At 70.5% G+C, this 25537-nt stretch carries 18 protein-coding genes, 1 tRNA gene and 3 pseudogenes; 14 read left to right on the forward strand and 8 right to left on the reverse strand.

Translation table 11 applies throughout. The features are described from left to right. Positions 1-186 precede the first annotated feature (186 nt). Entirely contained in the window at positions 187-4407 is a 4221-nt protein-coding gene (locus IF00_RS0113835; RefSeq protein WP_078944673.1) for a S8 family serine peptidase, read from the reverse strand. A gap of 91 nt (positions 4408-4498) precedes the next feature. Between IF00_RS0113835 and IF00_RS0113840 the strand changes: the two genes are divergently transcribed. The 4 genes and pseudogenes from IF00_RS0113840 (at position 4499) to IF00_RS0113855 (ending at position 7884) form a co-directional block, all read left to right on the forward strand. Further along, complete coding sequence (locus IF00_RS0113840; RefSeq protein ID WP_030317859.1) at positions 4499-5452, forward strand: helix-turn-helix transcriptional regulator; 954 nt, start codon at positions 4499-4501, stop codon at positions 5450-5452. A 124-nt stretch (positions 5453-5576) separates the two neighbouring features. After that, a pseudogene (locus IF00_RS43720) lies at positions 5577-5752 on the forward strand (transcriptional regulator NrdR); the annotation flags it as partial. Positions 5753-6102: 350 nt separating this feature from the next. Next, on the forward strand, positions 6103-6978 hold the full coding sequence (locus IF00_RS0113850) for a hypothetical protein (protein WP_030317862.1): 876 nt from the start codon (positions 6103-6105) through the stop codon (positions 6976-6978). A 252-nt stretch (positions 6979-7230) separates the two neighbouring features. Next, a complete protein-coding gene (locus IF00_RS0113855; RefSeq protein WP_030317864.1) occupies positions 7231-7884 on the forward strand; it encodes a hypothetical protein in 654 nt (217 codons plus the stop codon). A 42-nt stretch (positions 7885-7926) separates the two neighbouring features. Here the strand turns inward: IF00_RS0113855 and IF00_RS48020 are convergent. After that, positions 7927-8256 (reverse strand): annotated as a pseudogene (locus IF00_RS48020) (transposase); the annotation flags it as partial. 63 nt (positions 8257-8319) lie between these two features. Here IF00_RS48020 and IF00_RS41220 point away from each other — a divergent pair. From IF00_RS41220 to IF00_RS0113870, 3 genes and pseudogenes are all read left to right on the forward strand, one after another. Further along, positions 8320-8643, forward strand: a complete 324-nt coding sequence (locus IF00_RS41220) for a hypothetical protein (protein ID WP_051820229.1) — start codon at positions 8320-8322, stop codon at positions 8641-8643. Positions 8644-8775: 132 nt separating this feature from the next. Next, positions 8776-9084: a hypothetical protein gene (locus IF00_RS0113865; protein ID WP_030317867.1), complete on the forward strand. Its 309-nt coding sequence runs from the start codon at positions 8776-8778 to the stop codon at positions 9082-9084. Between the two features lie 146 nt (positions 9085-9230). Further along, positions 9231-9644 (forward strand): annotated as a pseudogene (locus IF00_RS0113870) (helix-turn-helix transcriptional regulator); the annotation flags it as partial. Positions 9645-10014: 370 nt separating this feature from the next. Here IF00_RS0113870 and IF00_RS0113875 read toward each other — a convergent pair. Further along, complete coding sequence (locus IF00_RS0113875; RefSeq protein ID WP_030317871.1) at positions 10015-10581, reverse strand: hypothetical protein; 567 nt, start codon at positions 10579-10581, stop codon at positions 10015-10017. 651 nt (positions 10582-11232) lie between these two features. Here IF00_RS0113875 and IF00_RS0113880 point away from each other — a divergent pair. Then, positions 11233-12051 (forward strand): isocitrate lyase/PEP mutase family protein, encoded by an 819-nt coding sequence (locus IF00_RS0113880; protein ID WP_030317873.1) that lies wholly within the window; start codon positions 11233-11235, stop codon positions 12049-12051. Between the two features lie 505 nt (positions 12052-12556). Here IF00_RS0113880 and IF00_RS0113885 read toward each other — a convergent pair. After that, on the reverse strand, positions 12557-13411 hold the full coding sequence (locus tag IF00_RS0113885; RefSeq protein ID WP_030317875.1) for a class I SAM-dependent methyltransferase: 855 nt from the start codon (positions 13409-13411) through the stop codon (positions 12557-12559). Positions 13412-13474: 63 nt separating this feature from the next. On the opposite strand from IF00_RS0113885, the gene IF00_RS0113890 reads away from it, so the two are divergent. The 4 genes from IF00_RS0113890 (at position 13475) to IF00_RS0113905 (ending at position 17276) form a co-directional block, all read left to right on the forward strand. Then, complete coding sequence (locus tag IF00_RS0113890) at positions 13475-14119, forward strand: TetR/AcrR family transcriptional regulator (protein WP_030317877.1); 645 nt, start codon at positions 13475-13477, stop codon at positions 14117-14119. Between the two features lie 155 nt (positions 14120-14274). Next, positions 14275-14928: a hypothetical protein gene (locus IF00_RS0113895; RefSeq protein ID WP_030317879.1), complete on the forward strand. Its 654-nt coding sequence runs from the start codon at positions 14275-14277 to the stop codon at positions 14926-14928. Between the two features lie 69 nt (positions 14929-14997). Then, a complete protein-coding gene (locus IF00_RS0113900) occupies positions 14998-16260 on the forward strand; it encodes a DUF6357 family protein (protein ID WP_030317881.1) in 1263 nt (420 codons plus the stop codon). A gap of 446 nt (positions 16261-16706) precedes the next feature. Beyond that, complete coding sequence (locus tag IF00_RS0113905) at positions 16707-17276, forward strand: DUF3885 domain-containing protein (RefSeq protein ID WP_030317883.1); 570 nt, start codon at positions 16707-16709, stop codon at positions 17274-17276. A 135-nt stretch (positions 17277-17411) separates the two neighbouring features. On the opposite strand, the gene IF00_RS0113910 is transcribed toward IF00_RS0113905, so the two are convergent. Further along, positions 17412-17488: transfer RNA gene (locus IF00_RS0113910), tRNA-Trp, on the reverse strand. Between the two features lie 1045 nt (positions 17489-18533). Between IF00_RS0113910 and IF00_RS41225 the strand changes: the two genes are divergently transcribed. After that, on the forward strand, positions 18534-19136 hold the full coding sequence (locus tag IF00_RS41225; RefSeq protein WP_078944674.1) for a DUF485 domain-containing protein: 603 nt from the start codon (positions 18534-18536) through the stop codon (positions 19134-19136). Next, positions 19133-20752, forward strand: a complete 1620-nt coding sequence (locus IF00_RS0113920; protein WP_030317887.1) for a sodium/solute symporter — start codon at positions 19133-19135, stop codon at positions 20750-20752. The genes IF00_RS41225 and IF00_RS0113920 overlap by 4 nt, the downstream gene beginning before the upstream one ends. Before the next feature lie 236 nt (positions 20753-20988). On the opposite strand, the gene IF00_RS0113925 is transcribed toward IF00_RS0113920, so the two are convergent. The 3 genes from IF00_RS0113925 to IF00_RS0113935 form a co-directional block, all read right to left on the reverse strand. Further along, positions 20989-21726, reverse strand: a complete 738-nt coding sequence (locus tag IF00_RS0113925) for a VOC family protein (RefSeq protein ID WP_030317895.1) — start codon at positions 21724-21726, stop codon at positions 20989-20991. Between the two features lie 223 nt (positions 21727-21949). Beyond that, the gene (locus IF00_RS0113930) at positions 21950-24019 is read right to left on the reverse strand and encodes a M48 family metalloprotease (protein ID WP_158710463.1); all 2070 of its coding nucleotides are present in this window, start codon (positions 24017-24019) and stop codon (positions 21950-21952) included. Positions 24020-24141: 122 nt separating this feature from the next. Continuing rightward, positions 24142-24945, reverse strand: coding sequence for a hypothetical protein (locus IF00_RS0113935; protein ID WP_030317901.1), 804 nt, complete (start codon positions 24943-24945; stop codon positions 24142-24144). Positions 24946-25537 lie beyond the last annotated feature (592 nt).

Consider the following 25537-nt stretch of genomic DNA (forward strand, 5'->3'; position numbering starts at 1 on the left):
CTTGTTCCGGCGTGCGCGGTGCGAGCAGCAGGGTTTCTCCCGCCCCCTGCCCGCCGCCCGCGCACGCGGACGAGCGCCGACGGGCCCGGGCCTTCCGGGCCGGTCGACGCTCGCTCCGGTCACTTGCTCACTGCGGTCGTGCACACGCGCCTGCCGTTCGGTTCCACGCGGCACGCGCGGGGTGGGTCAGCGGCGCAGCTTCAGGCGGTGTACCCCGCCGTCGACGGAGCCGACGTAGAGAGTGCGGCCGTCGGGGGCGGCGGCCAGCCTGGTGGTGTCGGTGTTCTGCAGACCGCTCGAGATGTTCTCCCACGTGAGACCGTTGTCGGTGCTGCGCAGGACACCTCGGCCGCCCTGGACGAGTCCGGATTCCTTCGAGCCGGCGGTGGCCGCGTAGAGCGCTCCGCCGACCCGCAGCAGGTCCGCGACGTGGACCGCGAGCGGGCCGGTGTCGGCGGTGCGGAACGTCTTGCCGTCATCGGTGCTGATCCGGACGGACGAGCCGCCGACGACCAGGCGTCGGCCGTCCATCACGATCGCGGAGACGGGGCCCTCGGCGACCTTGGTCTTGGTGACGCCGCCGTCGTCCGAGCGGTACAGGCCGGAGGCGTTGCCGAGCCAGAGGCGCCGCGGGTCGCGCGGGTCGCCGGCCATGGCATCGAAGGACCTCTCGTGGAACAGGTTCTTCCATGTCTTGCCGCCGTCGGACGTCGCGAACAGCCCGTCGCCGAAGATGCTCCTGAAGCTGATCGCCACCCGGTTCGGGTCGGCCGGATGGACCAGGAGGGAGGTCGGAACCTCCGACGACGTGCCCTTCACCTGCCTGGTCCGGCCGGCGTCACCGCTGCGGGAGACCTCGAAGAGGCCGGTCGCGGTGCGCCGGACCTGCCACACCACCTTGGTGTCCTTGGGCGAGACGGCGATGTGCGAGGTGAGAAGACCGGTCCTGCCCTCTGCCCCGGACTGGCCCCACTCGGGGCCGGCGACGGGGATCGTGGTGCGGTAGGTGCCGCTCACCGTTCCGGCGAGCAGCTGGTCGCCGCTGGCCGCGAGGGCGAAGGTGGTCAGGCCCTGGACGCCGATCCTCCGGTAACCGGTACCGTCGGCCGAGCCGCGGTACAGGCCGTCCTGTTCGCTGGACACGGTCACCGATCCGTCGGCCCAGCGGTCGTAGTCCATCGCGATGGCGGCCTTCGAGGGGGCGGCCACGGGCTTCCAGGTCCTGCCATGGTCGTGGCTCACCTGCCCGGCGCCGAACAGCGCGCGCAGGTACAGGTCGCCGCCGGAGGCGGACAGTCCGTCGCCGCCCTCCGCCAGAGGCAGCAGAGTGGACCAGGTGCGGCCCTTGTCGTAGGAGCCGCGGATGCCCGTACCAGGGACGTACGCCGCCACCACGGTGGAGTCGGCCGCCATGCCGCGGACGGTCTTCACCGGCTCGTCGAGGACGAGGTGCGCCGTACCGGGGTCGCCCTTGCCGACTCCGTCGATCCGCCAGACGCCGTCGAAGGTCGCCAGGTACAGGGTGTCGCCGGTGAGTGTGGCGTCGCGGACCCCGGTCACGCCGGTGGGGTACGTCGCCCAGCTGTCACCCGCGTCCGTGCTGACCAGCAGCGTGCCGTCGACCACCGCGGCGAGGGTACGGGTCTGCTCGTCGGCGACGAACTCGTCGATGTGCGCGTCGGGTACGTCGAGCTTGCGCCAGGTACGGCCGTTGTCGTCGGTGCGCAGAATGGTGCCGCGGCGGGTGGGGTCGGCGGCCCTGTTCACGGCGTACCACCAGCGATCGGGGCGACGGGCGTCGACCACGACCGCGCCGGTGCCGTTGCCGTCGGCGATCGGCAGTCGGCCCACCTGGCGCCAGGTGGCGCCGCCGTCGGTGGTCAGCCAGGGGGCGGCCTTGCGGAACTGGGTCACGACGGCCTGCTTCGGCCGGGCGGGCGAGAGCGCGACGTGGCCCGCCTCGCTGTTCGGGCCGATGGGCGTCCAGCGGTCGCCGCGGCTGCCGGCCGGAGTGACCTCGAAGGCGCTGGTTCCGGTGATCAGCCGGCCGTCGGTGGTCGTGGCGCGCACGGCCAGCAGGTAGGCGCCGGCCGTCTTCCCGGTCACGTCGGCCTGGTAGTAGCCGGCGCCGTTCATGGTGGTGGGCAGTGTGAAGGGCTTGCCGTGCGGCGGTGTGACGGTGATCATCGGCGGCGCGTTGAGGGCCGCCGGGGCGGCGACGTGCACGGTGGAGCGGCCGTCGCTCGGGTCCGGGGACGCCTGGACGACCAGGTGCCGGACGACGAGCAGGTACGGCACCCGGAGGGCCGGGCCGCGCGCGGGCGTGGCCGTGATCCGGCCGCTGATCTCCGTGTCGGTGGCCGGGCGGTCGGCGCGCAGGGTCACGGTGACGGTCGTGGACCCTCCGGCGGGCACGGTGACCCGCGCCGGGGACACGGTGGTGGGCCCGGTACTGCTGAGGACGGTGGTCAGCGGTTCCTTGCCGGGGTTGGTCAGGCGTACCTTCGCGGTGCCGCCGACGGTCCTGTCCGCCAGGTCGGCGAGGCCGAACGACACGGCCGTCGGGGAGGCGCTGAGGGTGGCCGACGCCGCGGCGGCCACGTCCAGCCGTCCGTTGCCCTGGACGGTGGGGCCGGTGCCGGTGAGCTGCTTCGCGGTGCCGACCAGTGCGGACCTGATCCCGTCGGGGTCCTGGTCCGGGCGCAGTTGGCGCAGCAGGGCGGCGGCTCCGGCGACGTGCGGGCTCGCCATCGAGGTGCCCGACATGCGGTAGACGCCGGGTCCGTACATCGAGGTGGGGATCGCGGAGCGGATCTCCACACCGGGTGCGACCAGGTCGGGCTTGAGGCCGAAGCCCGTACCGGGTCCGCGCGACGAGAACGAGGCGATCTCGTCGGTGGAGTCGGTGCCGCGGAGGGTGACGGACACCTTTCCGGCGGCCAGTTCACGGCTCAGCTGGGCGTACTGGGTCGTGTCGATGCCCATGACGACCAGGCGGTCCATCCGCAACGAGTCGCCGGAGGCTGCGGTCCGGGTGAGGTCGGGGCGGGCGGGGGTCGGCAGAGCCTCGACCGTTCCCGGTGTGGCGGCGAACACGGGGCCGCCGTGGGCCGGAAGGCCGCCGAGCACGGCGAGCGCGCCGCGCTTCTCGGCCTCGCGCGCCCAGTCGATGTCGTGCTGGCTCAGGACGTCCGTGCTGGGCGGGACGAGAATGTCGGCCCGTAGGATCTTGCCGCGTACGTCACCGATCCGCTTCCAGTCCTCGGCGGTGCCCGCGCCGACGTCCACGAGAGGCGCGGTGACGGGCATGCGCGGCGGGTTCGCGGACAGGATGCCCCGGTACGTCTGGATCAGTTCGGGCTCTTTGCCCTCCAGGTACGCACTGGGTGTCCGAATCCCGCTGGTGGAGGCGCCGACCGCGATGACGCCTTCGGCCGACGCCGGAGTGCTGACGGTGCCGCTGCCGGGCCCCTCGTTGCCCGCCGCGGCGACGACGACCACTCCGGCCCGCACGGCGGCGGTCGCGGCGCGGCCCAGCGGGTCGGTGCCGTCGCCGGGGCCGCCGAGGCTCATGTTGATGACGTCGGCCGGGTAGGGGTTGGCCGGGTCGGCCGCCGCCTCGATGCCGGCGATGATGTCGGAGGTGTAACCGCTGCCGTCGGCGCCGGTGACCTTGTAGGCCAGCAGCCGAGCGTCGGGCGCCATGCCGGTGACGCCTCCCTTGCCGGCCGCCTTGCCCGCGATGATGCCCGCGACGTGGGTGCCGTGACCGTTGTCGTCCATCGGGTCGTCGTCACCATTGGCGAAGTCGAAGCCGCCGACGACCTTGTGGCCCTTGCCGAAGCCGCCGCCCAGGTCGGGGTGGCCGTAGTCCACGCCGCTGTCCAGGACCGCCACGACGGTCCCCTTGCCGGTGGCCTTCGCCCCGGCCGGATCCTCGCGCTTCCAGACCTCGGGTGCGCCGGTCAGCGGCACGCTGGTGTCGGTGCGTACCTGTATCCGGGTGTCGGGCCGGACGGCGGTGACCCCCGGCAGCGCGGCCAGCCGCGCCGTCTCGGAGGCGGGCACCGTCATGGCCACGGCATTGACGAGCAGGCCGAGTTTGCGGGGTGAAGCGGGGTGCAGACCGGCGTCCCGCACCGTCCCGACGAAGGCGTCCTGCCGTGCCGCCAGGGCCCGCCGGGCGTCGCCGACGGCTGAGGCGGTGCCGCCGGCCGGCGATGTGAGCGAGCGACCGGGGGCGGCTGCGACGGCGGCGTCCCCGGACAGTTCGACGATGACCCGCTGGTTCGGGTCGGGTGACTTCGCGGTCGCAGCGCCCGGTATCGCGGTGAGCGTCCCGGCGAGCGCGACGGTGGTGACCGTGACGGCCACCAGGCGTCGGTTTCTTCGTGGGTTCTTGGCCATGAAGAGAAGTCCTAGCGCCGGAGTCACTCTCCGTACAACAGATCCTCAAGGCCCATTGCTGCCGCTGGCACACGTGGGCCAGTATGCGCATATGACGAACGAGCTCACTGCCGCAGGCATCGATCCGTTCGACGAAAGCGTCTACCGGGCCGTGTTGACGAGGCGTACGGCGGTCCCGGCCGAACTCGCCGCCGACCTCAACTGCTCCCCTCTCCGCGCCGCCAGGGCGCTGGACCGGCTGCACGACCACGGCCTGGTCGGGCGGCTCGCGGGCGTCCGCCGCCGGTACGCGGCGATCGAGCCCGGAGCCGCGGTCGAGTCCCTGGTACGGGCCAGGGCCGAGGAGTTGGACCGGGTCCGCGCGGCGGCGGGCGAACTGTCCCGTCTCTTCGCGGCGGCACAGGCCGGTACCGCCGGGGAGGACGAGGTGGAGATCGTCACCGGTCGCGAGGCGCTCGGCCGCTGGTTCGTCCGCCTCCAGCAGGAAGCGCGCGAGGACGTCATGACCCTGGATCGGCCACCGTACGCACTGACCACCTCCAACCCGGTGGAGAGCACGGCGCTGGGGCGGGGCGTGCGCTATCGCGCGGTCTACGCCCCCGAAGCGCTGGAGTGGCCGGGGGTGCTCGAGGACATCCGCGGACTCGTGCGCCGCGGCGAACAGGCCCGGGTGATGCCGGGCCTGCGGATCAAACTGGCAATCGCGGACCGCAGGCTGGCGCTGATGCCGCTCTCCCTGGACCTCGACGGCGTGCGCGCTGCGGTCATCCGCCCCTCCACCCTGCTGGACGCCCTCACCGACTACTGGGAGCTGTGCTGGAAACAGGCGTTGCCGCTCGACGTCCCCGCAGAGGACCCGCTCGGTGAGGAAGACCGCCTCGTACTCACCCTGCTGGTGAGCGGCCTGAAGGACGAGGCCATAGCCCGCCAGCTCGGCTGGTCGGTCCGCACCATGCGCCGGCGGATGAGCCGGCTCCTTGAACTCCTGGGCGCGGCGAACCGGTTCCAGGCCGGCGTCGTCGCGGCCCGCCGGGGCTGGATCTGACCCGCCACCGCGTCGGAAGCGAATCGTCTGGCGGCGATCCAGCCACCAGCCACCAGCCATCAGCCCGACCCGCCGGCAGCGACGACGGCGCGATCACCGCCCACGCGGCGTCAGGAATCGGTCCTGTCGTTTCACGGTGGTGGAGACGTGCTCGCTCATGGTGGTGCAGCGGTCGTGTGTCACCGAGCCTTCAGCCGTACCAAGGTCATCTCCGGCGTGCGCAAAGCGTGCCTGGTGCGACCGGTCACCGAGGACGCCTTCGCCAAGCGCGGCCGGCGGGTCGAGGAGGAGGTGCGCGCCGCCGAGGATGGCTGCGACTCGACCGAACCCTCACCTCGACCGAACCCTCACCTCGGCTGAGCACGACGTCGGCTGAGCACGACGTCGGCTGAGCACGACGTCGGCTGAGCACCACGAGATCCGTCGCGTCAGCAGTCAAGCGTCCGCTTCCGATCATGCTCAACCCGTCCTCCGGGCCTTCCGGGACGCGGCATCCCCATCACCGACGGCCTCATCCTCCCGGCGGAAGGGGCGGCCGTCGGCGTACGAGCCGAAGTGCAGGGCCGGGGTAACCGGGTTGCGAGGCAGCCGGGGCTGCGGTGGAATCTGGCGGGCTGCGCACCTGTGGCCGGGCGGGGAAGGAACGCTTGATGGACGAGACGACAGCGCTGGACAGTGTGCTGCGGCACGCGCACCTGGCTCAGGTGAGTTCGTTGAGCGGGTGCGAGGCGGGCGGAGAGATCCGGGTGGACCTCTCCGATCCAGCGGAGTCGGCCCATCTCAGGAGGGCCATGGCGGTGGAATCGCTGCCCGGGTTCCACTGCATGTGTGGCGGGGACGTCCGCTTTGAGTTGTTCGACCGGGACGGTGAGCGGCTCGCAGTGGTCCTCCTGCACCACGGGACGTCGCTGAGGTGGGAGCAGTGGGAGAGCGACGCCGTCCTCACCGACGGCCGCCTGCTCCTGACGTGGCTGGCCGGGCACGGCATACCCGGTCCCAAGCAGCAGTTCGAGGCCGAACGGCAGCGAGCGGAGGAAGGGGCGGAGGAGGAGCGCACCTGGCTGGCCGCGATGCCCGCCGGACTGGAAGGGACCGCAGACCGGATCCTCGACCTCTCCCGCACCGGCGGCGGGCCCTCCGCGGAATTGCTCGCGGAACTCACGCACCGACTGCTGCTGACGTTCCCCGACCCGGTGGAGCGGGTGCTGGCCCTGCTCGACTGGCACGGCTCCGGCAGCGGGCGCTGCTCCGGCTACGCCGTCCACGAGGGCGTGCCTGGCGAACTGCTCGGCAGGGTACCGATCGCCGACCTGCTCGCCGGGCTGGCCGACCCGCGGGCCGAGGATCGGCACGAGGCCGGGGCCGTGCGGCATCTGGTGGGCTGGAAGACCCGCCCGCACCAGAAGCGGGACGTCGCCGACCTGCCCGAACCGCTGCGCGCCCGACTGCTGGCGCACGCCCGCCGCTCCGGAGACTCCGACAAGCAGCGTCGTGCAGAACGGTGGTTGGCACCCCCGAGGGCCTGAGATCAGCCGGAGCGTTCAGAGGCCCGGCGAGGCGGTGCTGGATCGGCCGGTGTCTCCACGAACTCGGGATCCGACCCCGGCAGGACCGCTCCACCGCACTGTTCACCCTCGCCGCCGAACCTGTCCGCCGCCATCCTCGCCCGAGTACTCGGCGCCCCCATCCAGGCCGCCGTCCCATGGCAGAAGACATCAGCCGGCGACTGGGCCCTCGTACGCGCCGATGTCAGCCGCCGTGTCTGTCCCGGAGAACCAATGAAGCTAACCGTCACCATCCACCAAGCGCGTCTCGGATCAAAGGAGTTCAAGGTCATCCGACCCGCCGGGCCCCTGGTCCACGCAGTGCTGATCGACCACGACCGGCACCTGGGCACCTACCTCGATCAGGACGCCGCCCAACGAATCGGTGGGCTGTGGAGGCTCGCAGCCTCTTCACCGCGCTCGCTGGTCCACCTGCCGATGCGGGGGAACCGTGGCCCCTCCCACGCGCTGTCAGAAGACGGCGTACGGCAGCTAGATCTCGTGCTGCTGCACCACTCGCTGCAGTTCGCACCCTCACGCTGGAAGGAGATCCGACGACGGCTCGGTCCAGGGCGGCTGCAGACCGTGACACTGCCCGGCCCAGAACACACCGACGAAGCCGTGATTGATCACGAAGCACGGCATTACAAGGAGAACCGGGATCTGTTTCACCAGCATCTCCATGCCGAGACCCTGTTCATGACCGGCAGCGCGAAAGTATTCGGCGACACCGCCCGGCACTTCTTCGACGTCGCCCGAAACGGCCCCGGATACGTCCCCGTCCATCCGAGCTACCCGCACTTCTGCACCGAGCTCCACTCCGACGCCGGCATTCTCGGCGATGCGCGCGAGATCCACATCGAGTACTGCGACCAGTGGGACGCATGACTCTGAACGACCGGACGCCGCCGACCAGACATCTATGGTGCCGCCGGCGGACCAGTGCCGGAAGCGTTCGGAGACCGCCATCCATGGCACGTAGCGTTCGGGGAGGCCACGCCACGCGACGCCAGTGGACAGCTGCCACAAGACACCAGATCCCGTCGACGACCCTGTGCCGGTACCGCAGGGGGCGCCCACCCGGCCTGGTGCGGGCAAGGGGCTGTGGTCGAGTGGGAATGCCTTCTGGCCGGCGGCAGTTTCGGGGACTCGTCGAAGCCGATGTGCCTCGGATCGTCGCCGGCCAGCACGATGACGGGTGCGTCGTCTTCGCGATGTCGCCCCGCCTGTCCGCTGCACTCTCGGACGTACGGGCCTCATGATCTGCCGAACAGCTTTCGGCCGCCGCCGATGGACAGCGCGGATCGGGGTACACGGGCGGGCATGTCGACGAAGACTGAACGCCTCATGTCCCTGCGGGCCGCACGGCAGCTGCGCCGGGTTCGCGACTTCTACTCGGCCGGCGTCCTGCTGTGGGCGGCAGCCGCGGCCTGGACCGGATGGACCCATCCCGGGAGTCGGCAGATGTGGGTCTCCCTTCTCCTCTTGGGGGTCTTCGCCGGCCTGCTCGCCACGGCCTCCGTCTGGCTGCGGCACTTCCAGGACGCCCCGGACCACAAGCCCGCGCATCACGCCGCCCCGGGCCGCGCACGCACGCATCACGCCGCCCCGTGGCGCGAATCCGCTCCACGCCACGTGCGCGCCTGAGATCGGGACCCCGACCCACCAACTTTCCCCTACGACTCGCTGCCATGTCAGAAGTCTTTCGGCGCGGGGTCGTCACCGAGGATGAGAGAAGCAGTACGACACCCGCACTCAGACTCACGCGAGGAGCCCCCAATGACCACCTTCGTCATCACCGTTCCCGGCACGTTCACCTCGGCCATCGCCGACTCCGAGCGCGCTGTCCTCGAGCGGAAGCTGGCCCCCCAGCACACAGAAGTGAGCGAGAGCGAAGGCGTGAACCTGCTGACGCTCAACGAGGACGGCACGTTCGCCATTCGGCTGGAGGTCGAGGCCGCCGACCGTTACGAGGCGAAGCTGGACGCGACAAGGCTCGTCTCGGCCGCACTGCGGGAGGCGGGAATCGCGGAAGCCGACGCTCCGCTGGCGCCGCCGGTCGTCACCGGCATCGACAGCGATCTCTGACGTGCGGGTGAGCGGTCGTCTCGGCTGACAAGGCGATCTCCTGGCCCTGAACGTCGACCGGTGACACACCTCCAAGTCAAGGGTGCCGGGAACATGGCCAACGCCTGGAGCTCACCGTCAGCACGGGAGCGGACGAGGAACGGCGTGTGATGCTCCTCTCCACGCTGCGGACCTGGTTCGACCAGGCCGAGGCGCACGCGCCGACGTGGTACCGCGCGATGGACGATCCGGCGGTGGGCCAGGCGCTGCGACTGCTCCATTCCGATCCGGCCCACCCCTGGACCGTGGCGAAGCCGGCGGCCACATCGGGGCTGTCCCGCGCCGCCCTCGCTCGCCTCTTCACCGCACAGGTCGGCCAACCGCCGATGAGCCACCTCGCCTCCTGGCGCATCGACTTGGCGGCCGACCTGCTGCGCGAGACGGACGCCACGGTCGGCTCAATCGCCCGGAGGGTCGGCCATGCCAACACTTTCGCTTTGAGCGTCGCCTTCAAACGTCTCCGCGGCATCACTCCGACGGAACACCGCGCCACAGTGCCGTCCCCGAGGCTTCAGGGCTGAGGCAAGGAATCCGGCGCCGCCTGCACGGCCGCGAAGACGGGCTATCGCCATCAGCGGAGGGGGCTTTGGCTTCTGGCAAGAACTGCTGCGAGGGACGGGCCGCACACCGCACCCGAACGGACGAGAGGGCACCGCGCGGTCACGGGCCATTGGCCGGGCTTCACCGGAGCGATCTGCACGTCGCCGACGCCGGCCTCGGCAGTCTTGCGGACCTTGTCCGTCTCGGCCGCGGTCAGCGCGTAGGTGACGACGGAGCCCTCAGGCTCGTCCCGTCCTTCTTGCGTCCACGCCAGCCGGTAGCTCTCCACGGCCGCGTGCCCGGCGGCGGACCCCGGGGAGTGGCCTGCCGCACCGCGCTGCCGGCCCCGGGTCAGGACAGGGTGGCGAGCAGGCCGATCTCCGGGGCCAGGACCCCGGGTTGGGCGAGCGTACGGAAGGCCGGCTCGACCTCGGCGAGGTCGAGGGCGCCGGACCGGACGGCGTGGTAGCGGACCATCGTCCAGACGAAGACGTCGAGGCTGTCGAACCGCGTGTGCGGCTCCAGGACCTCTTCCTCGTGGAACCACACCGCGACCCGGCCGTCGGCGAGCACGACGAAGTAGTTGCCCCCGCCGTCGGCGCCGACGGACCACACGTCCTCGTCCGAGAGCTCCGTCTCGTAGTCGGAGTCCAGGACGCGGCAGTCGTTTGCGGCGAAGTCGAAGGCGTACGACCAGTCCTCGATGCCGAGGACCGCCGGCAGGGTGCCCGAGCGGACGCGGCGGTCGAAGGCGGCCAGCGCGGCCGCCGCGTCCATCGGGAGCCGCGCCAGGAAGGGGTCGACCGGGCGGGCGTCGGCCGGGATGCCGGCCCTCGGCGCGCCGGCGAACCAGCGCGCCAGGTCGGCGTCCAGGTCGCGCTCCACGTACCCGGCCAGCTGATCAACGGTGAGTGACATGAGGCGAGGCTAGCCGAGGCTGTACGGGCGGCCCGCGGCGGCGGTGTTCCCCGGACTCCCACGCCGGCTGCCGGCCGACAGGCGGGTCGCGGCGCAGCGCCTACGACAACGTCGTCGTGCCCGGCGCGGCCCCCTCGACGTCGACCACTTCGTACCGTCGGCCGAGATCTCCGACTCCGAGCAGACCCGTGGAGTGCGGCCCGGCGTGAGGCGTACGCGAACGACCAGGACAGCCCCGGCACACCGATCGCCGTCACTGCGGCGTCCACCCGGTCCAAGAGCGATGGCCGCCGCAGTCACAGTGCTGAGGAAGATACAGCCGCGACTGTCGTAACGAACCCGCCCGCGAGCGGCCCAGGCCCTTGCTTCCAGCACCACCTCCACCAGGCGGGCGACGAGACACTGCCACGATGTCTTGCCCTGGTATTCCACCCCTGCGACGCCGCCGCGTTTGCCGAGCGTGCTCGTGGCGTGTCACACCCGCGCGTCCGGACCCGTGCTCTGGAACGGTCGCCGTACACCGGATGACCGGAGCCGTGGCGTGCGGCAGGAATGCGCCTGGCCGGGGCGGCGTGGAGCTGACGGATGGAGAGCGACCGTCATGTCGGATTCCCGCCGGACAGCGGGCTCAAGTGGCGGTTGGCTAGCCGCATGATCGCATCGCAGACGGACAAAGCCCTGCTCTTCCAGTCCCTACACAGCCCCGCACGCCCCCTTGCGCTCGCCAACGCCTGGGATGTCGCGAGTGCCCGTGTCATAGAAGCTGCAGGGGCCCCCGCACTCGCCACCACCAGCGCCGGGATCGCCTGGTCGCAGGGTTGTCCGGACGGAGAGAGCCTGTCGCCCGACCGGGTGCTGGAACTGATCGCGCGGGTCGTCGCTGCGGTCGGCGTCCCGGTGACCGCCGACATCGAGGGCGGGTACGGGCGGGACGCGGCAGGTGTCGCCGAGACCGTCGCCAGGGTGCTCGACGCGGGCGCGGTGGGCGTCAACATCGAGGACGGTACCCGGCCTCCGGCCGAACTCGAAGCGCGGCTGGCTGCCGCCCGAGGCGCTGCGGAACAAGCACACCTGCCCCTCTTCCTCAACGCCCGCACCGACACCTACCTGTTCGGCCTCGGCGACCCTGCCACTCGGCTGAGGGACACCCTGGACCGGGCACGCAGGTACGTGGACGCCGGCGCCGACGGCATCTTCGTCCCCGGAGTCACCGACCCCGCCACCATCGCGGAGCTGGCTGCCGGAATCTCCGTACCGCTGAACATCATGGCCGTCCCCGGAGCGCCGGACGTCGCAGAGCTGGGCGCTCTCGGCGTCGCACGCGTCAGCCTCGGCTCGGGCATCGCCCAGACCGCCTACGCCGCGACCCGCCGCGCCGCACAGCAGCTGTACGACACCGGCAGCTACCGCCCGCTCGTCGACGCCATCGACTTCGCCGACCTCAACGGCCTGTTCACCAGCACGCGCTGACCGTGGGGCTGGACAGGCCGCGACGACGCTCCCGGAACTCGCCAACATGTGAGGCATTCTCGACGGGGTAGCGGTCTCCACACCCAGCTACACATGCCCTTCGTTCTCGCGTACCTGGCCATCAAGACGATCACCAGCCGATGGTGAACTCTCGGATGTGCGCGACAGGGAGTGTGTGGGTGGTGGAGAACGTCTTCGCCCCCGACTGGCAGGCCGTCGAGTGGCTGAATGCACGCCATCCTCCGCGAAGGTCCGTACGGTGAGAATGCAGGGCGCTGTCTTCCCGGTCCTCCCGCGCCGGAGACCTCGCCGTGCCGCTACCCGACGGCGGCGTCCGTATCTACCGGATCTACCGGATCTACCGGCTGTGGACTGTGGGTTCGTGGTCCGACCGGAATCCTCCACCGGCCACACCCGGTTTGCTCACGGGGACCAGCAGTGGCTGCAGCAGGGGTCACTCATCGTCTGTCGGACCCCCTCCGCTGATCACGTCCGGCACGAAGTGTCACTTGATCGACGAGGGGTGCTCCGGCGACGCGGTGACGATCCAGACGTGCCCGGGAATGCAGACACCGTCGATGGTCTCGAACTCCCTGAGTGCGTCCTGCACTTCGGCGCGGACGCGGGAGATGGTCGCCGAGTCGACATCGCCCAGGTTGTAGCGCACCGGACCCATGGCGAGGATGAACTCGGTGGCGTCGACCGCGTCGGAGCCGAAGGTCATGGGAGCCTCGACGGGGGCTATGTCGATGTCGGTGAACCCGGCGGCGGTGAGAACCTGGCGGATGCGCGCGGGGTCGAGGAGGGACCCCATGCCTCTGGCAGCGGGGGATGCCTCGCGCAGGAACGGTGCGAGTGCGGCGGTCGCACGGGCGTAGGCACCGTCCGGATCCGCGGGCTGCGGGCCGAGGAACGCGAGTCGGCCGGCGGGCACGAGCGAGTGCCTGAGGTGGGTGAAGGCCGCGATGTGGTCGGCGAAGAACATGACACCGCCGCGGCTGAGGAGGACGTCGAAGCCGCGCACGGGTAGCGGATGTACTTGGGCGTCGCCCTGCTCGAAGGTGACGTTGCTGAGGCCTTCCGCGGCGGCGTCACGGCGGGCGCGTTCCAGCATGGGCGCGGACAGGTCAAGTCCCACGACGTCTCCGTCGTGTGCCTGCCGCGCGGCGATGCGTGTCGTCTGCCCAGTGCCGCACCCGACGTCGAGGACCCGGTCGTCGGCCGTGACGCCCGCGGCGGCGAACAGGGGCGCGTTGAACGCGCCCATCATGGCGTCGTAGCGCTCGGAGTGTTCGGCCCAGTGGATGCCCTCCCAGTCGTTCCATGCCTCTGCCTGCTGACGGTTGGCGATGGCGCGCATGACTCACCCCTCCAGTGACTAGAGTCAATCTCTAGAGTTCGACTCTAGATATAGGCTCCCGTCATGACTGAGGTCAAGGGAAAACGGGGCGACAAGGCTCGGGAGACGCGGCGGCGGATCATCGACGCGGCCGCCGAGCTCTTCGTCGAGCGGGGCTACGGGGCGACCAAGCTGCAGGAGATCGCTGACCGGGCAGGCGTGGCGGTGCAGACGATCTACTTCGTCTTCCGGAACAAGCCCTCGCTGCTCAAGGAACTGGTCGACGTCGCGATCGCGGGAGACGACGACCCCGTGCCCACGTTGGACCGGCCATGGTTCACGGAGGTCATGGCTTCACCTACCGCGGAGTCCGCCCTGGCCGCGCTCCTCGCCGGCACCCGCAGGACACTCGAACGTGTCGCGGCCATTGATGAGATGGTCCGTGCCGCGACCGCGACCAACCCGGAGATCCGGGAGCTGTGGCCGGACGAGACCGACCCGCGATACACCGTCATCTCGACAGCCGCCAAGGTTCTGACAGAGAAGCCAGGCGCCCGCCCCGCCCTCTCCGCAGGAGAGACGGCAGACATCATCTACGCATTGCTCAGTCCGGAGCTCTTCCTGGTGCTGACCCGCGATCGCGCGTGGCCGGCAGACAAATGGGAGCGATGGGCGTACGACACCCTTTGCTCTCAGCTGTTGGCCAGCGGCCGGAACCTGACTCCCTGACCATGATCGGGGAGAGAGAACCTGGTGCCGCATCAGGCAACGCCTGCCTCCACCCGCGGTGCGACGCCGTCGTGGTCTGCCGCCGCTCGATTCAGGTCCGTCCATTCTGATTCGACTAGGCTGGTCGACCTGGCACACGTGAACGAAGGACGCATATGGCTCGCCCCTACAACCCCGGACCGAAACAATTCGTCTTCGCTGTCGGTGACGGCAACGACCGACAGGTCCGCGTGAGCGACGCCCAGGAAGCCTACGTAGCGTTCTCGGCGTTCTTCCGGGATCGAGAGTCCGACACCTACACCATCAGTGAGGAGCCCTCGGGGCAGAGTCTGGTGCTCATGCCCGGGCAAGGTGTGATCTCTCGGATCAATGGTGCGGACCAGCCTCGGTCGGAATACCTCCGGGTCGACAGGGGGAATCGCTACCTTCCGAGCGCGATGCTTTTCTTCGAGAACGGATATGCCGGTCTCGACCGCTTCGGCCAGTGGTTCTCCGACCTCGCCGATCTCGACGCGTCACCGGAGACTCGCGGTGTCGCCCGCGCCGCCACGTTCACGACGGAAGCAGCTGCGATCGAAGAAGTCGCCCGGATCTGGGGAGATTCGGGCTGCGTGGACCCGAGCGACCAGTACTACGTCTTCTTCGACTCGCATGGTGTCGACGACGACCGAGCCGAACGAGCTGAATTGCTCAGACTGATCGAGTTCCTCGGCATCGCACGGGTCGACGCTCCGACCGAGGCTGCCGGGGGCGAAGTCTGGGTGCGCACCGACCCACGCCTCGACGTCGAATGCGCACGGTGGTCGTGAACAGATGGCGCGGGGTGAGGCCGCAGCATCGCCATGCCGGCCGGCGCCGTTCCGCGGAAGGCTGAGTCCATGAGAGACATCGTTTTCACGCGCATGAGCGGCTGGATCCCGAACGTGATCCGCGAGGACGGCGAGCTGCAGCTGATGCTCGGCGCCGGGGCCGATGCCAACCACGAGCCCCGCACGTTCACGTTCTCGATCAGCGAAGCCCACCTTGCGGTGATCCGGGAGGACCTTGCCAGGCACCTGCTGCTGTGGAGTGCGGTCCTTCCGCTGTGCGATGCCGCCGGAACCCGCGGCCGGCTCGACGAGAACGCTGCGACAGCGCTCCTGGACACGATCCTCCTTGGCGAGCCCGCGGACGTCGACGCGTTGTTCCGGCGCATCCGGTGGGACAGGAGCCGGCTCATCGCCCACGGGGCCGACATCGGTCTACTGGAACGCGGTCAGGTCTGCGCGGCGATGCGCACGGCGACGGAGACGTCAAACGGGAAGCGAGCTCAGGAGTACCACGCGGACCGCCGTCGTGCAGAGCGCGGAGCAGTCCTCGGTCCGCTCGACGCCGCTATTTTGAGGTTTACAGGCCGGTATCTGCACGGCGCGACGGTTCCGAGGCGGATACCCGATGCCGTTGACCCCGCGCTGCTGCCCGAGGTCATGCGGGTGATCGCCACTGCGGAGCAGGCGTGCGCCGGGATGCGGATCGGCCGCGATCCGCGACGGGGAAGCCGCGCCACGGACAGACGCGACTGGCATCGGATGGAGGCAGCAGTCGAAGCGGCCGTGCGCCGTGCACACCCTGAGCTCGTCGATGACGCGGTGCGTACCGTGAGCTTCCTCATGTGCTCGGAGGCCGCAGCCCGCTCCAGGAACACACCCATGGAGGATGACGAGGACGCAGTCGGCCTCAGCGTCGACGTCGGCGGGAGTGCGAGAAAGACGGTCCTGTCGTTCACCGACGACAAGGGCGTCGAGAAGAAGTGGCTACGGGACAGCCCCCGCTCTGCCGCGGCGGAGTTCTGGGAGTTCGTCGCCGATCGCTCCGCAGCGGACAACGAAGTGTTCACCATCGAGGACGAAGAGATGGGGGAAGGAATCCAGCTCCACCTCTACGCGGACTCCATCGCCCGGATCACGACGCTGCGCAAGGGTGATGGCAGGTCGGATCCGCAGTACCGGGTCGAGTACAGACTGGTCGACGGGATCGGTGGGTACCGGAACCTCGTGAGCGCCTTCGTCCGTGGCGGCTACGCCGCACTCGAGCAGCACGGCCCCTGGATGTCGGACGTCGCCGAGTTCGAGCGCGCGCGCCGGCGGCGCAACGCCCAGTAGCCCCAGCGGGGAAGCCGCGCCCGAGCCGCCGGACGCCCCTGAGAACAGCGGGCATGGAGCCCACGCACGAAGCGTTGTCCAACCTCACCTCGATGCGGGGTGAAGGACGCGGACTGCCTTCACGGCGTCGGTCGTTCGGTTGGTGTTGCCACAGATCAGCAAGTCCGTTCTCTGCACCGAGGCCAATGACTGGCCGGCCAGGACCACCGGCACCTGCCGATGCACCTCAGGCTTCTGAGAGCACTGGCTCGTGGGGGAGGGTGGGGCTCAACCAGCCCCACCCCGCATTTATTCGGCGGCCTTGAATCTTGAGAGCGAGGAATGGGGATTCACTGACGGCTCGCACGTCCTCGACCCCGGCGTCATAGAAGTCGTTTCTCTTGGTGAACGGGCGCGGCGCAGCATGACCATCGGGAGAGGCCACTGTGGAGAGAGCGGGACGGCAGATGTCTGGAGCTGTGACGGCGACTCTGACGGAGTTGTGGCAGCAGCACTGGCCCAACTGTCCTCCGGTTGGGTACAACCTCCGTGACCCGTACCGGAATGTCTGGGTGCGCTTCCACAGCCTGCCGGAGTCGAAGCGATACGCGGAGGACGAGAGCGAGTACACCGTCGTCCTGGAGCGGTACAACACCGTCCTCGATGAGTTGTTCGCCGGTGGGGACGTCTACGTGATCACCCCGGTTTGGGCGACCGAAGCCGAGGTTCCGCCATTCCGGTCAGACGCCGGCTACTGGCAGAGCCTGTTGGTGGGGGACGATCCAGATCCGGAGTTCCGTACCTACTGCCACCTCTTCGCCGCCCGCCGGCCTTGGCGGTACGGCTGCCTCGACGAGCTGCTCCGTGACATCGCGGACGACGAGGTCGCGGGAGTCCTCATCACCGACATCCAGATGGGACGCGTCTACCACCCCTACGACGGAGGCGCCGATGTCTTCCTCGCCACCCCCGAGGAGCGGGATCAGACACGCGATCGGCATGCCGACTGGCTTTCCAGTCACCCGTCGGGCCTCTGACAGGACTGGCTCACCACCCGCCCTCGTCGTGGGAGTCAGGTAGTCAGCCGGCAGAGCCATCGACGCAGATGGCCGTAAAAGACCGCCGATCGACATCGCTGAGAGGTCGAGGGGATCGCCTTCGTGGAGGTGTAGTGGCAGGGGCGGCAGGATTCGAACCTGCGGCGTACGGGTTTGGAGTCCGCTGCTCTGGCCAGCTGAGCTACGCCCCTTCGGTGGATGGAGCATGGCACCCAGGCCGATCTCAGCGCCACCCGATTTGGGGACCGCCGGACAGGTCGTGCGCGGCCGGGCGGGGTCTCGGGCGCGGCGGGACAGGTCTGGCGAGCGACGCCGGTACCAAGGTCGCCGTGGTGTAGCCGGCCCCCGCGAAGAACGTCAGGCCGATTCGCAGCCCGATGCATTCGCCGAGCGCGCCGGTTCCCTACCCAATGCCGATGCCGCAGAGCAGACATAGGGCCCACCAGCCCATCAGCACCCGCCACGTTCTGAGCTCCTTGTGGTCCTTCTGCTGCGTGGCGCCACACCTGTGGCTGCTGAATGAGGTTCCGGACTGCGCACCCCGTCGCAGCTCCCGCCCGGACCCGTTTCTCGCCAACCGCGCGCTACGGTGCACTTCACGCGGTGTGCCGGGCTCTTCGAACCGCGGGGTTCTCCAGCGACGATCTGAGCCGGCTCGGAGCACAGTGGGCCGGCCCGCCCACACCACATGTGCGGGCCGGTCTCCACCATGCCGGGGCCAGCGGTCGGGGGAGGCCGCGGGCCCTGCAGGAGCGGTCACGTTCTCCGCTCCCGGTCCTTGTGCCCGCGAACCTCGGCACCATGCACGCCGTTTCACACTGCGGCGCGGGGAGCCGCACGCCGGGAGATCCTGGCCGCCCTGGTCCTCCGGCCCAGCTGGGGCGGATGCGTGCCACCACCCCACTGCGGTGTCCGGCCGGGGGTACCGACTCGCATCGCGCCCACTGCGCGTCAGCCGTCGCCGCATACGAAAAGAGACCGGCAGCGGGGGGTTGGAACGACGCCCCTGTCTGGCGGTCGGCCCAGTGCACGGGGTGGACCGATGCTCACCCGTGACCTGCGGAAAGATCCACGACGGGGGTTACGGCAGGTTCCGTCGTCGCGCACACAGGATCGTCACCGAACCGACATACCAAGCGGTCGGAAACCCCTTACGCAGGAGCTATACCCATGAGTAACGTACGCGGACCACCAGCGCCACCCGCCCGTCCCCCGAGGCGGCAAGGAGCAAGATCGATGTCGTACCACCAGCCTTTCCCCAGCCCACCGCCCGTACCGCAGCACCCGAACGCCGGGCGGCACCGCCAAGAGGCGGCGTCGCAGTCCTGGGAGGGTGGATCGCCGTCCTGGGGCACCGATCCACAGGCAGCCTGGGACGCGTCCCCGCAAGCGTGGGACTCCTCGCCGCAGGGCTGGGACTCCGTGCAGCAGCCCTGGGACGCGTCCCCGCAGCCGCAACCGCCCGCCGCCACCGACGATCGTGATGATCTGCACCGGCTCGGATCGGCCTACCGCAGGCTCCGCCGCGTCGCCACCTTCACCGCGCTCGGCTACTTCGTCATCTTCCTCTTCCTGTCCGGCTACGCCCCCTCGTTGATGAACAGCAACATCGCCGGTGGCCTCACCACCGGTCTGGTCCTGGGGCTCCTCCAGCTGCCCGTGGCACTGGCTGCGATCGCGCTGTACGAGCGGATCGCGCGCAACCGCGTCGACCCGCTCGCCGCGGCGATCCGCGAACGCGCCGAACAGGCGGCCGCGGCAGCCGCCCCCCGTCCGGAACGCCCGAGCCGCTCCGGACGTCCCGTGTGGCAGCAGCCCACCGGAGGTGCGCGCGCATGACCAGCTTCAGCTCCGAGGCTCAGACCATGTCGCTGATCGCGTTCATCGCGGTCATCACCGTCACGCTGCTGCTGTGCGTGATGACCGGACCCGATCGTGACGATCTGGGTGATTTCTACACCGGCTACCGCTCGCTTTCCCCCGTGCAGAGTGGCCTCGCGATCGCCGGCGACTACATCTCCGCCGGCACCGTGCTCGGCACCATCGGCATCATCGCGCTCCTCGGCTACGACGGCGTCACGCTCGCCCTGAGCACCGCGCTCTCGCTGGTCCTGATGATGTTCCTGCTCGCCGAACCACTGCGTAACGCCGGCCGGTTCACGATCGGCGACGTCTTCACCCGGCGCCTCCCCGGTCCCGCCGTGCGGATCACCACGGCCGCGGTCACCCTGACCGCACTGCTGCCGCTGGTGATCTTCCAGCTCGCGGGCGCCGGCGATCTCCTCTCCGTCGTCCTCGGCTTCGACTCCGACGGTTTCAAGACCGGCGCGATCATGTTCCTGGGCCTGCTGATGATCGCGTACGCGGCGATCGGCGGCATGAAGGGCACCGCCTTCATCCAGATCGTCAAGACCGTCGCCCTGCTCGGCGCGTCCCTCGCGATCGCCGCGCTCATCCTCCACCGCTTCGACTTCAGCCTGCCCTCCCTGCTGGACGCCGCCAAGCGCGGCAGCGGGGCGGGAGACGCCTATCTCGCATCCGGTCTGCAGTTCGGCGGCAACGAACTCGACATGATCAGCACTCAGCTGACCGTCGTGCTCGGCGCCGCGGTGCTGCCGCAGATCACCATGCGCATGTTCACCGCGCGCAGCGCGGCAGCCGTGAGGCGCTCGATGTCCTGGGCCGTGTCGACCGTCGTCGTGACCTGTCTGCTGATCGCCGTCATCGGCTTCGGCGCGGCGGCGATCGTCGGCCACCAGGGGATCGTCGCCGGCGACCCGCAGGGCAAGACAGCGTTCCTCATGGTCAGCCAGGCCCTCATGGGCACGGACCAGACGACCGTCGAGACACTACTGTTCACGGCCGTGGCGACAGCCATCTTCCTCACCCTGCTGGCCTCGGTCGCCGGGATCACCCTTGCCTGCGCCAACACTCTGGCGCACGACCTCATCACGCACGGGCTGCGCCGCAAGGCGCGACTGAAGGACTCCGCGGAGATGGCCATCGCCCGGACCGCCGCGGCGGGCGTCGGGCTCGTGGCGATCGCGATCGCCGCCGGTGCACGGCATCTGAACCTTCAGGCACTGCTGACCCTGTCGTTCTGCATCGGCGCGTCCGCGGTCGCACCGGCCCTCATCTACAGCCTCTTCTGGCGCCGCTACTCCCGTACGGGACTGCTCTGCACCCTCATCCTGGGCAGCGCCTCCGCGTTCATCCTCATGACCGGCAGCAACCTGGTGTCCGGATCTCCCCAGGCGATCTTCCCGGACCAGGACTTCAACTGGTTCCCGTTCACCACGTCGGGCATCATCTCGGCCCCGCTGGGCTTCCTTGCGGGGTGGCTCGGCACGGTGCTCCACGAACGCGACCCGGCCGACCAGCGCATGCGGTACGACGCGGTGGAGGAGACGATCCTGGCCGGCACACCCGCGGCGAACAGCGCCTCCGTGTCCTGACACGCACGCCCCGACGAAAGGGCGCCCGGCCTTGATGTGCCAGGCCGGGCGCCGGACCCTGCGCATCGCTCCAGGCGGGTCCAGCGGGACGGCCTTGCGCGTCGAGGCCACTGCTTGGACCGAGGCCCACCAGACCTCTCCCCCCCCCCGCGAGCCCGACCGGCGGAACCTGACCGACCGAGCCGGAAAGGGCAGGTGCGATGCCCGGCCGCTGTGGCCGTGATGGTGGTTCGGGATCAGCGAGGGGTGAGGAGGCAGAATTCGTTGCCTTCCGGGTCGGCCAGAACCGTCCAGGCGATGGTGGACTGGTCGATACCGGGGTCGGTGGCGCCCAGGGCGCGCAGTCGGGCTTCTTCTGCTTGCAGGTCGTCGCCGGGGTAGGGGCTGACGTCGAGGTGGACGCGGTTCCACACGCTCTTGGTGTCGGGAGTGCGGAGGAACTCCAGGTAGGGACCGACGCCGAGGGCGGATCGCATGGAGGCGTGGTCGTCGGTGACCTCGCGCAGTGTCCAGTCCATCGCCTGGTCCCAGAAGCGGGCCATTGTTCGTGGGTCGGTGCAGTCGACCACCACCGCGGCGATCGGCCCGGTGTCCTGGTAGAGCGGACGGGGCTCCAGGACGCAGAACTCGTTGCCTTCCGGATCGGCCATGACCGTCCAGGGGACGTCGCCCTGACCGATGTCGGCGAGCGTTGCGCCGAGATCTCTCAGGCGTGCGACCAACTCCGCCTGATGGGCCCTGGAGGTGGTGGCCAGATCAAGGTGCACCCGGTTCTTCACCGTTTTGGGTTCGGGGCGGGCGACGATGTCGATGCAGACGGCCACGGGGTCGGGGTAGGAGAAGCCCACGGGTTCGAGGTTGGTCACACCGGGTCCCTCGCTGTCCACACCCCAGCCGAGTGCCTGCGCCCAGAACCGACCCAGCGCGGCGTCGTCCTGGGCCTTCATGTTGATCTGCACGAGTCTTGTCGCCATGCCGCAGATCCTAGAAGCTGCCGCCGGCCCGACCCGCTCCCTGTCCCACCCGCCCCGGCAGAACTCACGCATTGAACGGCGTCCGGCATCGGGCTGCGTCACGCCGTGCCAGGACGGGTCCACTGCGACGGCGGTGTTGGCGGCCCGGCCGGAACCCTCAAAGCACAGCCCGCAAAGCACCACCCCAACGCACCCGACCTACCCGACCCGCCAGGCCGGCCCGTCACGGCCCGGCGCGCCGGACGTCCCGGCCGCGCCGGCGCCGTATGGCGGCCGCAGCAGTGACCAGGGTTGCGAATACCAGCCACGCCGGACCCGAGGTGAGCGCCGTGGCGAGCACGGCGAGGTGTACATGAGCGGCCCCCGGGAGTGGGGAGCAGGCGCCACTCCCGGCCGAGCAGGACAGGGCCTGGACCGCCGTGGCCAGCGACAACGGCGCCACCGCCCCACAGCCCAGAATCGCCACCATTCCCCGAGCCAGCCGCAGCGGCGCGTAGTCGCGGGTCGCCCACAGCGCGGCCCACACCTGCGCGAGACCGAAGACCACCGTCACGACCCACCACGCGGCCGAGACCGGGCCCAGCATCACGACCACGGCCGCGACGGCCGCTACCGCCCCGGCGGGGACGCCCAGCCGGACCATACGTCCCGCGGTCGGAACAGCCGGGCCGAAACCCGACGCGGGTCTTCGCCCGCCCAGTCGGCGGGCCAGCGCGTGCCCGGTCACCGGGACGAGCGCCCCGGTCAGCACCAGCGGAAGCAGCAGCGTCGTCAGCCGGTCCGAGAGCAGCTGACCGGACCCCCAGAAGAACAGGACGACCCCAGGCATCTTGGGGGCGACGAACGCCGAGCCGTAGATCAACAGCCCCGGCAGCCTCAGAAGGAACTCGATCACGCCGAACAGCCCGGCCGCCGAGCCCGCCAGGACAGCGGCCAGCACGAGCCGCGGCCGGCCGCCGGCCTCCAGGACCGGCTGCCAGGACACAGCCACCGCCGCGAGCCAGCGCACCAGCCCCCAGCCTGCCAGGCACATCACGGCCGTGTACGGCAGGACGTACGAGAGCCCCGCTCCGCCGATCCCGAAACCGAGCCACACGACGTACGTGGCCAGGAGGTTGGACACACACACGCCCAGGCCGAGTCCGAGCCCCGCGGCCCGTGTCCGCGGTATGCCGTCCTCTACGGCGGCCCGCCACACCACCGTGCCCGCCGCGACGAGCAGCAACACAGCCACCGAAGCCGGGCCCGTCGACTCACCCCAGGCGGTCCGCGGAGCGGTGTTCCGGAACGTACCGCCACCAGGGCCGAGCTCGAACAGGTAGAAGAGGAAGGCCACGGCCGCGCCGACCGCGGCCATGTCCCAGAACCCGGGCGGCGGCTGCGGCCGCCCCTGTGCAAGGGCCAGAAGCCGCTGCCCCGTCGTGGGGTGCACCCTGCGCAGCTCCGCCAAGCGGCGCCGCCCACCGACCGGCCGCACGGGGCGGTCCGGGGCGGCGTACGTCGCGAAGAGGTGGCGCAGGCCTTCCGCCGAGCCCTCCCACTCGCGGACGCGGGCATCGGCGTACAGCTCGCGGCTGCGCAGAACGGCGCTGCTCAGCAGTGTGACCAGGAGCCCCATCAGGCCCAACAAGACCGCGAAGACGACGATCGCGGCGATGCGGTCCGCCCCGAACATCGCCGGGGCGAGGAGGACCGCCACGGCGGTGACCACCAGCATGGGCGGCCCGAAGGTCCGCGACGCGATCAAGGTCAGGAAGCCGATGTCGATGTCACGGTTGCGGATGTGGGCCAGCTCGTGAAGAACCACCGCCCGGAAGGCCGCACGATCCCGGCCGTACAGGGCGATCAGGCCTCCGCTGAGCACTACCTGCCGTCGTCCGGCCCGGCCGAAGGCCAGGGCGGAGACGGTCGGGTCCAACACGTCCGCCAGAAACGTCACCCGCGCCCGCACTCCGGTGCCGGACAGCAATTCGGCGACAGCGGACTCCAGTTCCGGCATCCCGGTCAGCGGCTGGTAGCCCCGGCGGGCGACGCGCCAGCGGGGCAGGGCCAGATAGCCGACGGCCAGGGCGAGCATCAAGCCCACGGTGGCGGCCCCGGGGATGAGCGGTCCGGCGAGGGGGCGGGGGTCAGGGCAGGCGTCCGGCGATCCGTCGGGGAGCGGGACGGCCACGCCCTCGGCCCGGAGGCGGGCGGTCTCCTCGCTGGTCCGTTCCAGGCACTCCAGGAAGGCCTGGGTGCCGGCCAGGTCCACGGCGTGCACTGCGGCCGCCGCGAACGTGGTGGCGGTCATGACCGTCAGAGTGGCGACGGCCGCGATGAGCAGGATGAACCGGACAGTGGTCCCTGAGGACAGCGCGAACGCCCCGACCGGCACGGGTGCGCGAGGCACCCCCGGCCCTGTACCGGCCTCCCTCACCCTGCGGCACCCGCTCCATTGGGTGCCGCCGCGGGCCCGTCGGGCTCGTTGGCGTCCACCGAGGCGCCTCCGTCCCCGGCGCCCGTACGGGCCTGGGGGAGGGGCCCGGGGGTGGGTCCGGCGCCGGCCGCCCCGACGACGGAACCGGTGTCCGCGTCCGCGTCAGGGCTCGTGGCAGCCACGGTGGTCGGGCCGGGGCCGACGCACGCACCCGTCCCGTCAGGGTCGGCGGCCACGAGCGGTTCCGCGACGGCGCCGGGTTCCGGGCGCGAGTCCGCCCCCGGGCCCGGTTGTCCGGTGGCGGCGGCGAGCTCCGCCACGATGCCGTCCGCGATGGCCCGGGCCGCATCCTCCGACACCCGCAGCCGCAGGGCGGTCTCCCGCGCGACCCGGCGCAGCTCCGCAAGCTGGGCCGCGGTCAGCGGCTCCCGGGAAGGCAGCGCGGCGACCGGCTGCTCTTCTGGCTCCCCGCGGCGGCGTAGACGCCGCAGGCGGCTCAGGAGACCGTGCCGCGCGGTGTCCGCCACGTGGCCCGCGGCCTGTTGGGCCCAGTGGTCGAGGACCTGCACCGCTGCCGCCAAGGCGACCGTGCCCAGCAGTGCCGCCACGGTCTCCAGCCCCAGGCCGAGCGGTTCGCGGGCTCGCGACCCGCCGCCGAACCGCAGGTGTTCCGGGGCGCTGTGGAAAGCCCGCGCCGTCAGCTCGAACTGTGGAAGCTCCTCGGGCGCGGCCATCGCCACCGCCCGTCGCGCCAGCCGTGTCGCCAGTTCCCGGTCGTAGGTCCCCGTCCCGATCGCCATCCTGATCGCCGCCCCCGCCGCGTCGCAGTACCGTTCGGTGCGCGCAGGGTACCTCCCGCCCACTGCCGCCCGAGCGGAGTTCCGACGAGACGTCCTGAATCCGCTGCATTGCCGACCGTCCCGGCAGCACCATCGGCGAGCGTGAGAGCACGCAGGCGAGGCCGGCGCTGCCGGGGCGCGCCGGACGAGCGCGAGGCAGCTGCTCTCAAGAGGCGGAGTGGATCTGGCCAACGGGGCTTTGGATGCCGGACGTTGAACGTCTGCCCCGAGGACCCGGGAGGCGACGTTCGTACTCGGCACGGGCGGTCGGTGGTGGTGGCGGGTGAACACAAGTCGGTCGACGTGAACAGCTGTCGTGGTACGACGGCTGTTCACGCTCGCCTCGCACAGTGATCAGAGGGGAGTGGGCTTGTCCGGCAACGTGTGCGGGACGAGCGACACGTTTTCCTTCCTCGTGCCGGCGGATGCTCCGGGTGGAGCCGCGGCGGTGCGGGTGTGTCTGGTGTAGTCGGGTTCTTCAGCCGGCATGCGAACGACGCTGAGGCCAACGCGGCAGCGAGCGGCGCCGATGGGTCGTGGAGGTGGGTGTACA

It is taken from the genome of Streptomyces flavochromogenes (genome assembly GCF_000717595.1).
Classification (GTDB): domain Bacteria; phylum Actinomycetota; class Actinomycetes; order Streptomycetales; family Streptomycetaceae; genus Streptomyces; species Streptomyces flavochromogenes.

What these genes read in the sequence shown, in the direction of transcription:
- IF00_RS0113875 (WP_030317871.1), bottom strand. Translation starts at nt 10,581, where the DNA reads ATGTCACTCACCGTTGATCAGCTGGCCGGGTACGTGGAGCGCGACCTG.
- IF00_RS41220 (WP_051820229.1), top strand. Translation starts at nt 8,320, where the DNA reads ATGTCGACGAAGACTGAACGCCTCATGTCCCTGCGGGCCGCACGGCAG.
- IF00_RS0113890 (WP_030317877.1), top strand. Translation starts at nt 13,475, where the DNA reads ATGACTGAGGTCAAGGGAAAACGGGGCGACAAGGCTCGGGAGACGCGG.
- IF00_RS0113900 (WP_030317881.1), top strand. Translation starts at nt 14,998, where the DNA reads ATGAGAGACATCGTTTTCACGCGCATGAGCGGCTGGATCCCGAACGTG.
- IF00_RS0113885 (WP_030317875.1), bottom strand. Translation starts at nt 13,411, where the DNA reads ATGCGCGCCATCGCCAACCGTCAGCAGGCAGAGGCATGGAACGACTGG.
- IF00_RS0113865 (WP_030317867.1), top strand. Translation starts at nt 8,776, where the DNA reads ATGACCACCTTCGTCATCACCGTTCCCGGCACGTTCACCTCGGCCATC.
- IF00_RS0113920 (WP_030317887.1), top strand. Translation starts at nt 19,133, where the DNA reads ATGACCAGCTTCAGCTCCGAGGCTCAGACCATGTCGCTGATCGCGTTC.
- IF00_RS0113855 (WP_030317864.1), top strand. Translation starts at nt 7,231, where the DNA reads ATGAAGCTAACCGTCACCATCCACCAAGCGCGTCTCGGATCAAAGGAG.
- IF00_RS0113880 (WP_030317873.1), top strand. Translation starts at nt 11,233, where the DNA reads ATGATCGCATCGCAGACGGACAAAGCCCTGCTCTTCCAGTCCCTACAC.
- IF00_RS0113895 (WP_030317879.1), top strand. Translation starts at nt 14,275, where the DNA reads ATGGCTCGCCCCTACAACCCCGGACCGAAACAATTCGTCTTCGCTGTC.
- IF00_RS0113850 (WP_030317862.1), top strand. Translation starts at nt 6,103, where the DNA reads ATGGACGAGACGACAGCGCTGGACAGTGTGCTGCGGCACGCGCACCTG.
- IF00_RS0113905 (WP_030317883.1), top strand. Translation starts at nt 16,707, where the DNA reads ATGTCTGGAGCTGTGACGGCGACTCTGACGGAGTTGTGGCAGCAGCAC.
- IF00_RS0113840 (WP_030317859.1), top strand. Translation starts at nt 4,499, where the DNA reads ATGACGAACGAGCTCACTGCCGCAGGCATCGATCCGTTCGACGAAAGC.
- IF00_RS41225 (WP_078944674.1), top strand. Translation starts at nt 18,534, where the DNA reads ATGTCGTACCACCAGCCTTTCCCCAGCCCACCGCCCGTACCGCAGCAC.
- IF00_RS0113925 (WP_030317895.1), bottom strand. Translation starts at nt 21,726, where the DNA reads ATGGCGACAAGACTCGTGCAGATCAACATGAAGGCCCAGGACGACGCC.
- IF00_RS0113930 (WP_158710463.1), bottom strand. Translation starts at nt 24,019, where the DNA reads ATGACCGCCACCACGTTCGCGGCGGCCGCAGTGCACGCCGTGGACCTG.
- IF00_RS0113935 (WP_030317901.1), bottom strand. Translation starts at nt 24,945, where the DNA reads ATGGCGATCGGGACGGGGACCTACGACCGGGAACTGGCGACACGGCTG.
- IF00_RS0113835 (WP_078944673.1), bottom strand. Translation starts at nt 4,407, where the DNA reads ATGGCCAAGAACCCACGAAGAAACCGACGCCTGGTGGCCGTCACGGTC.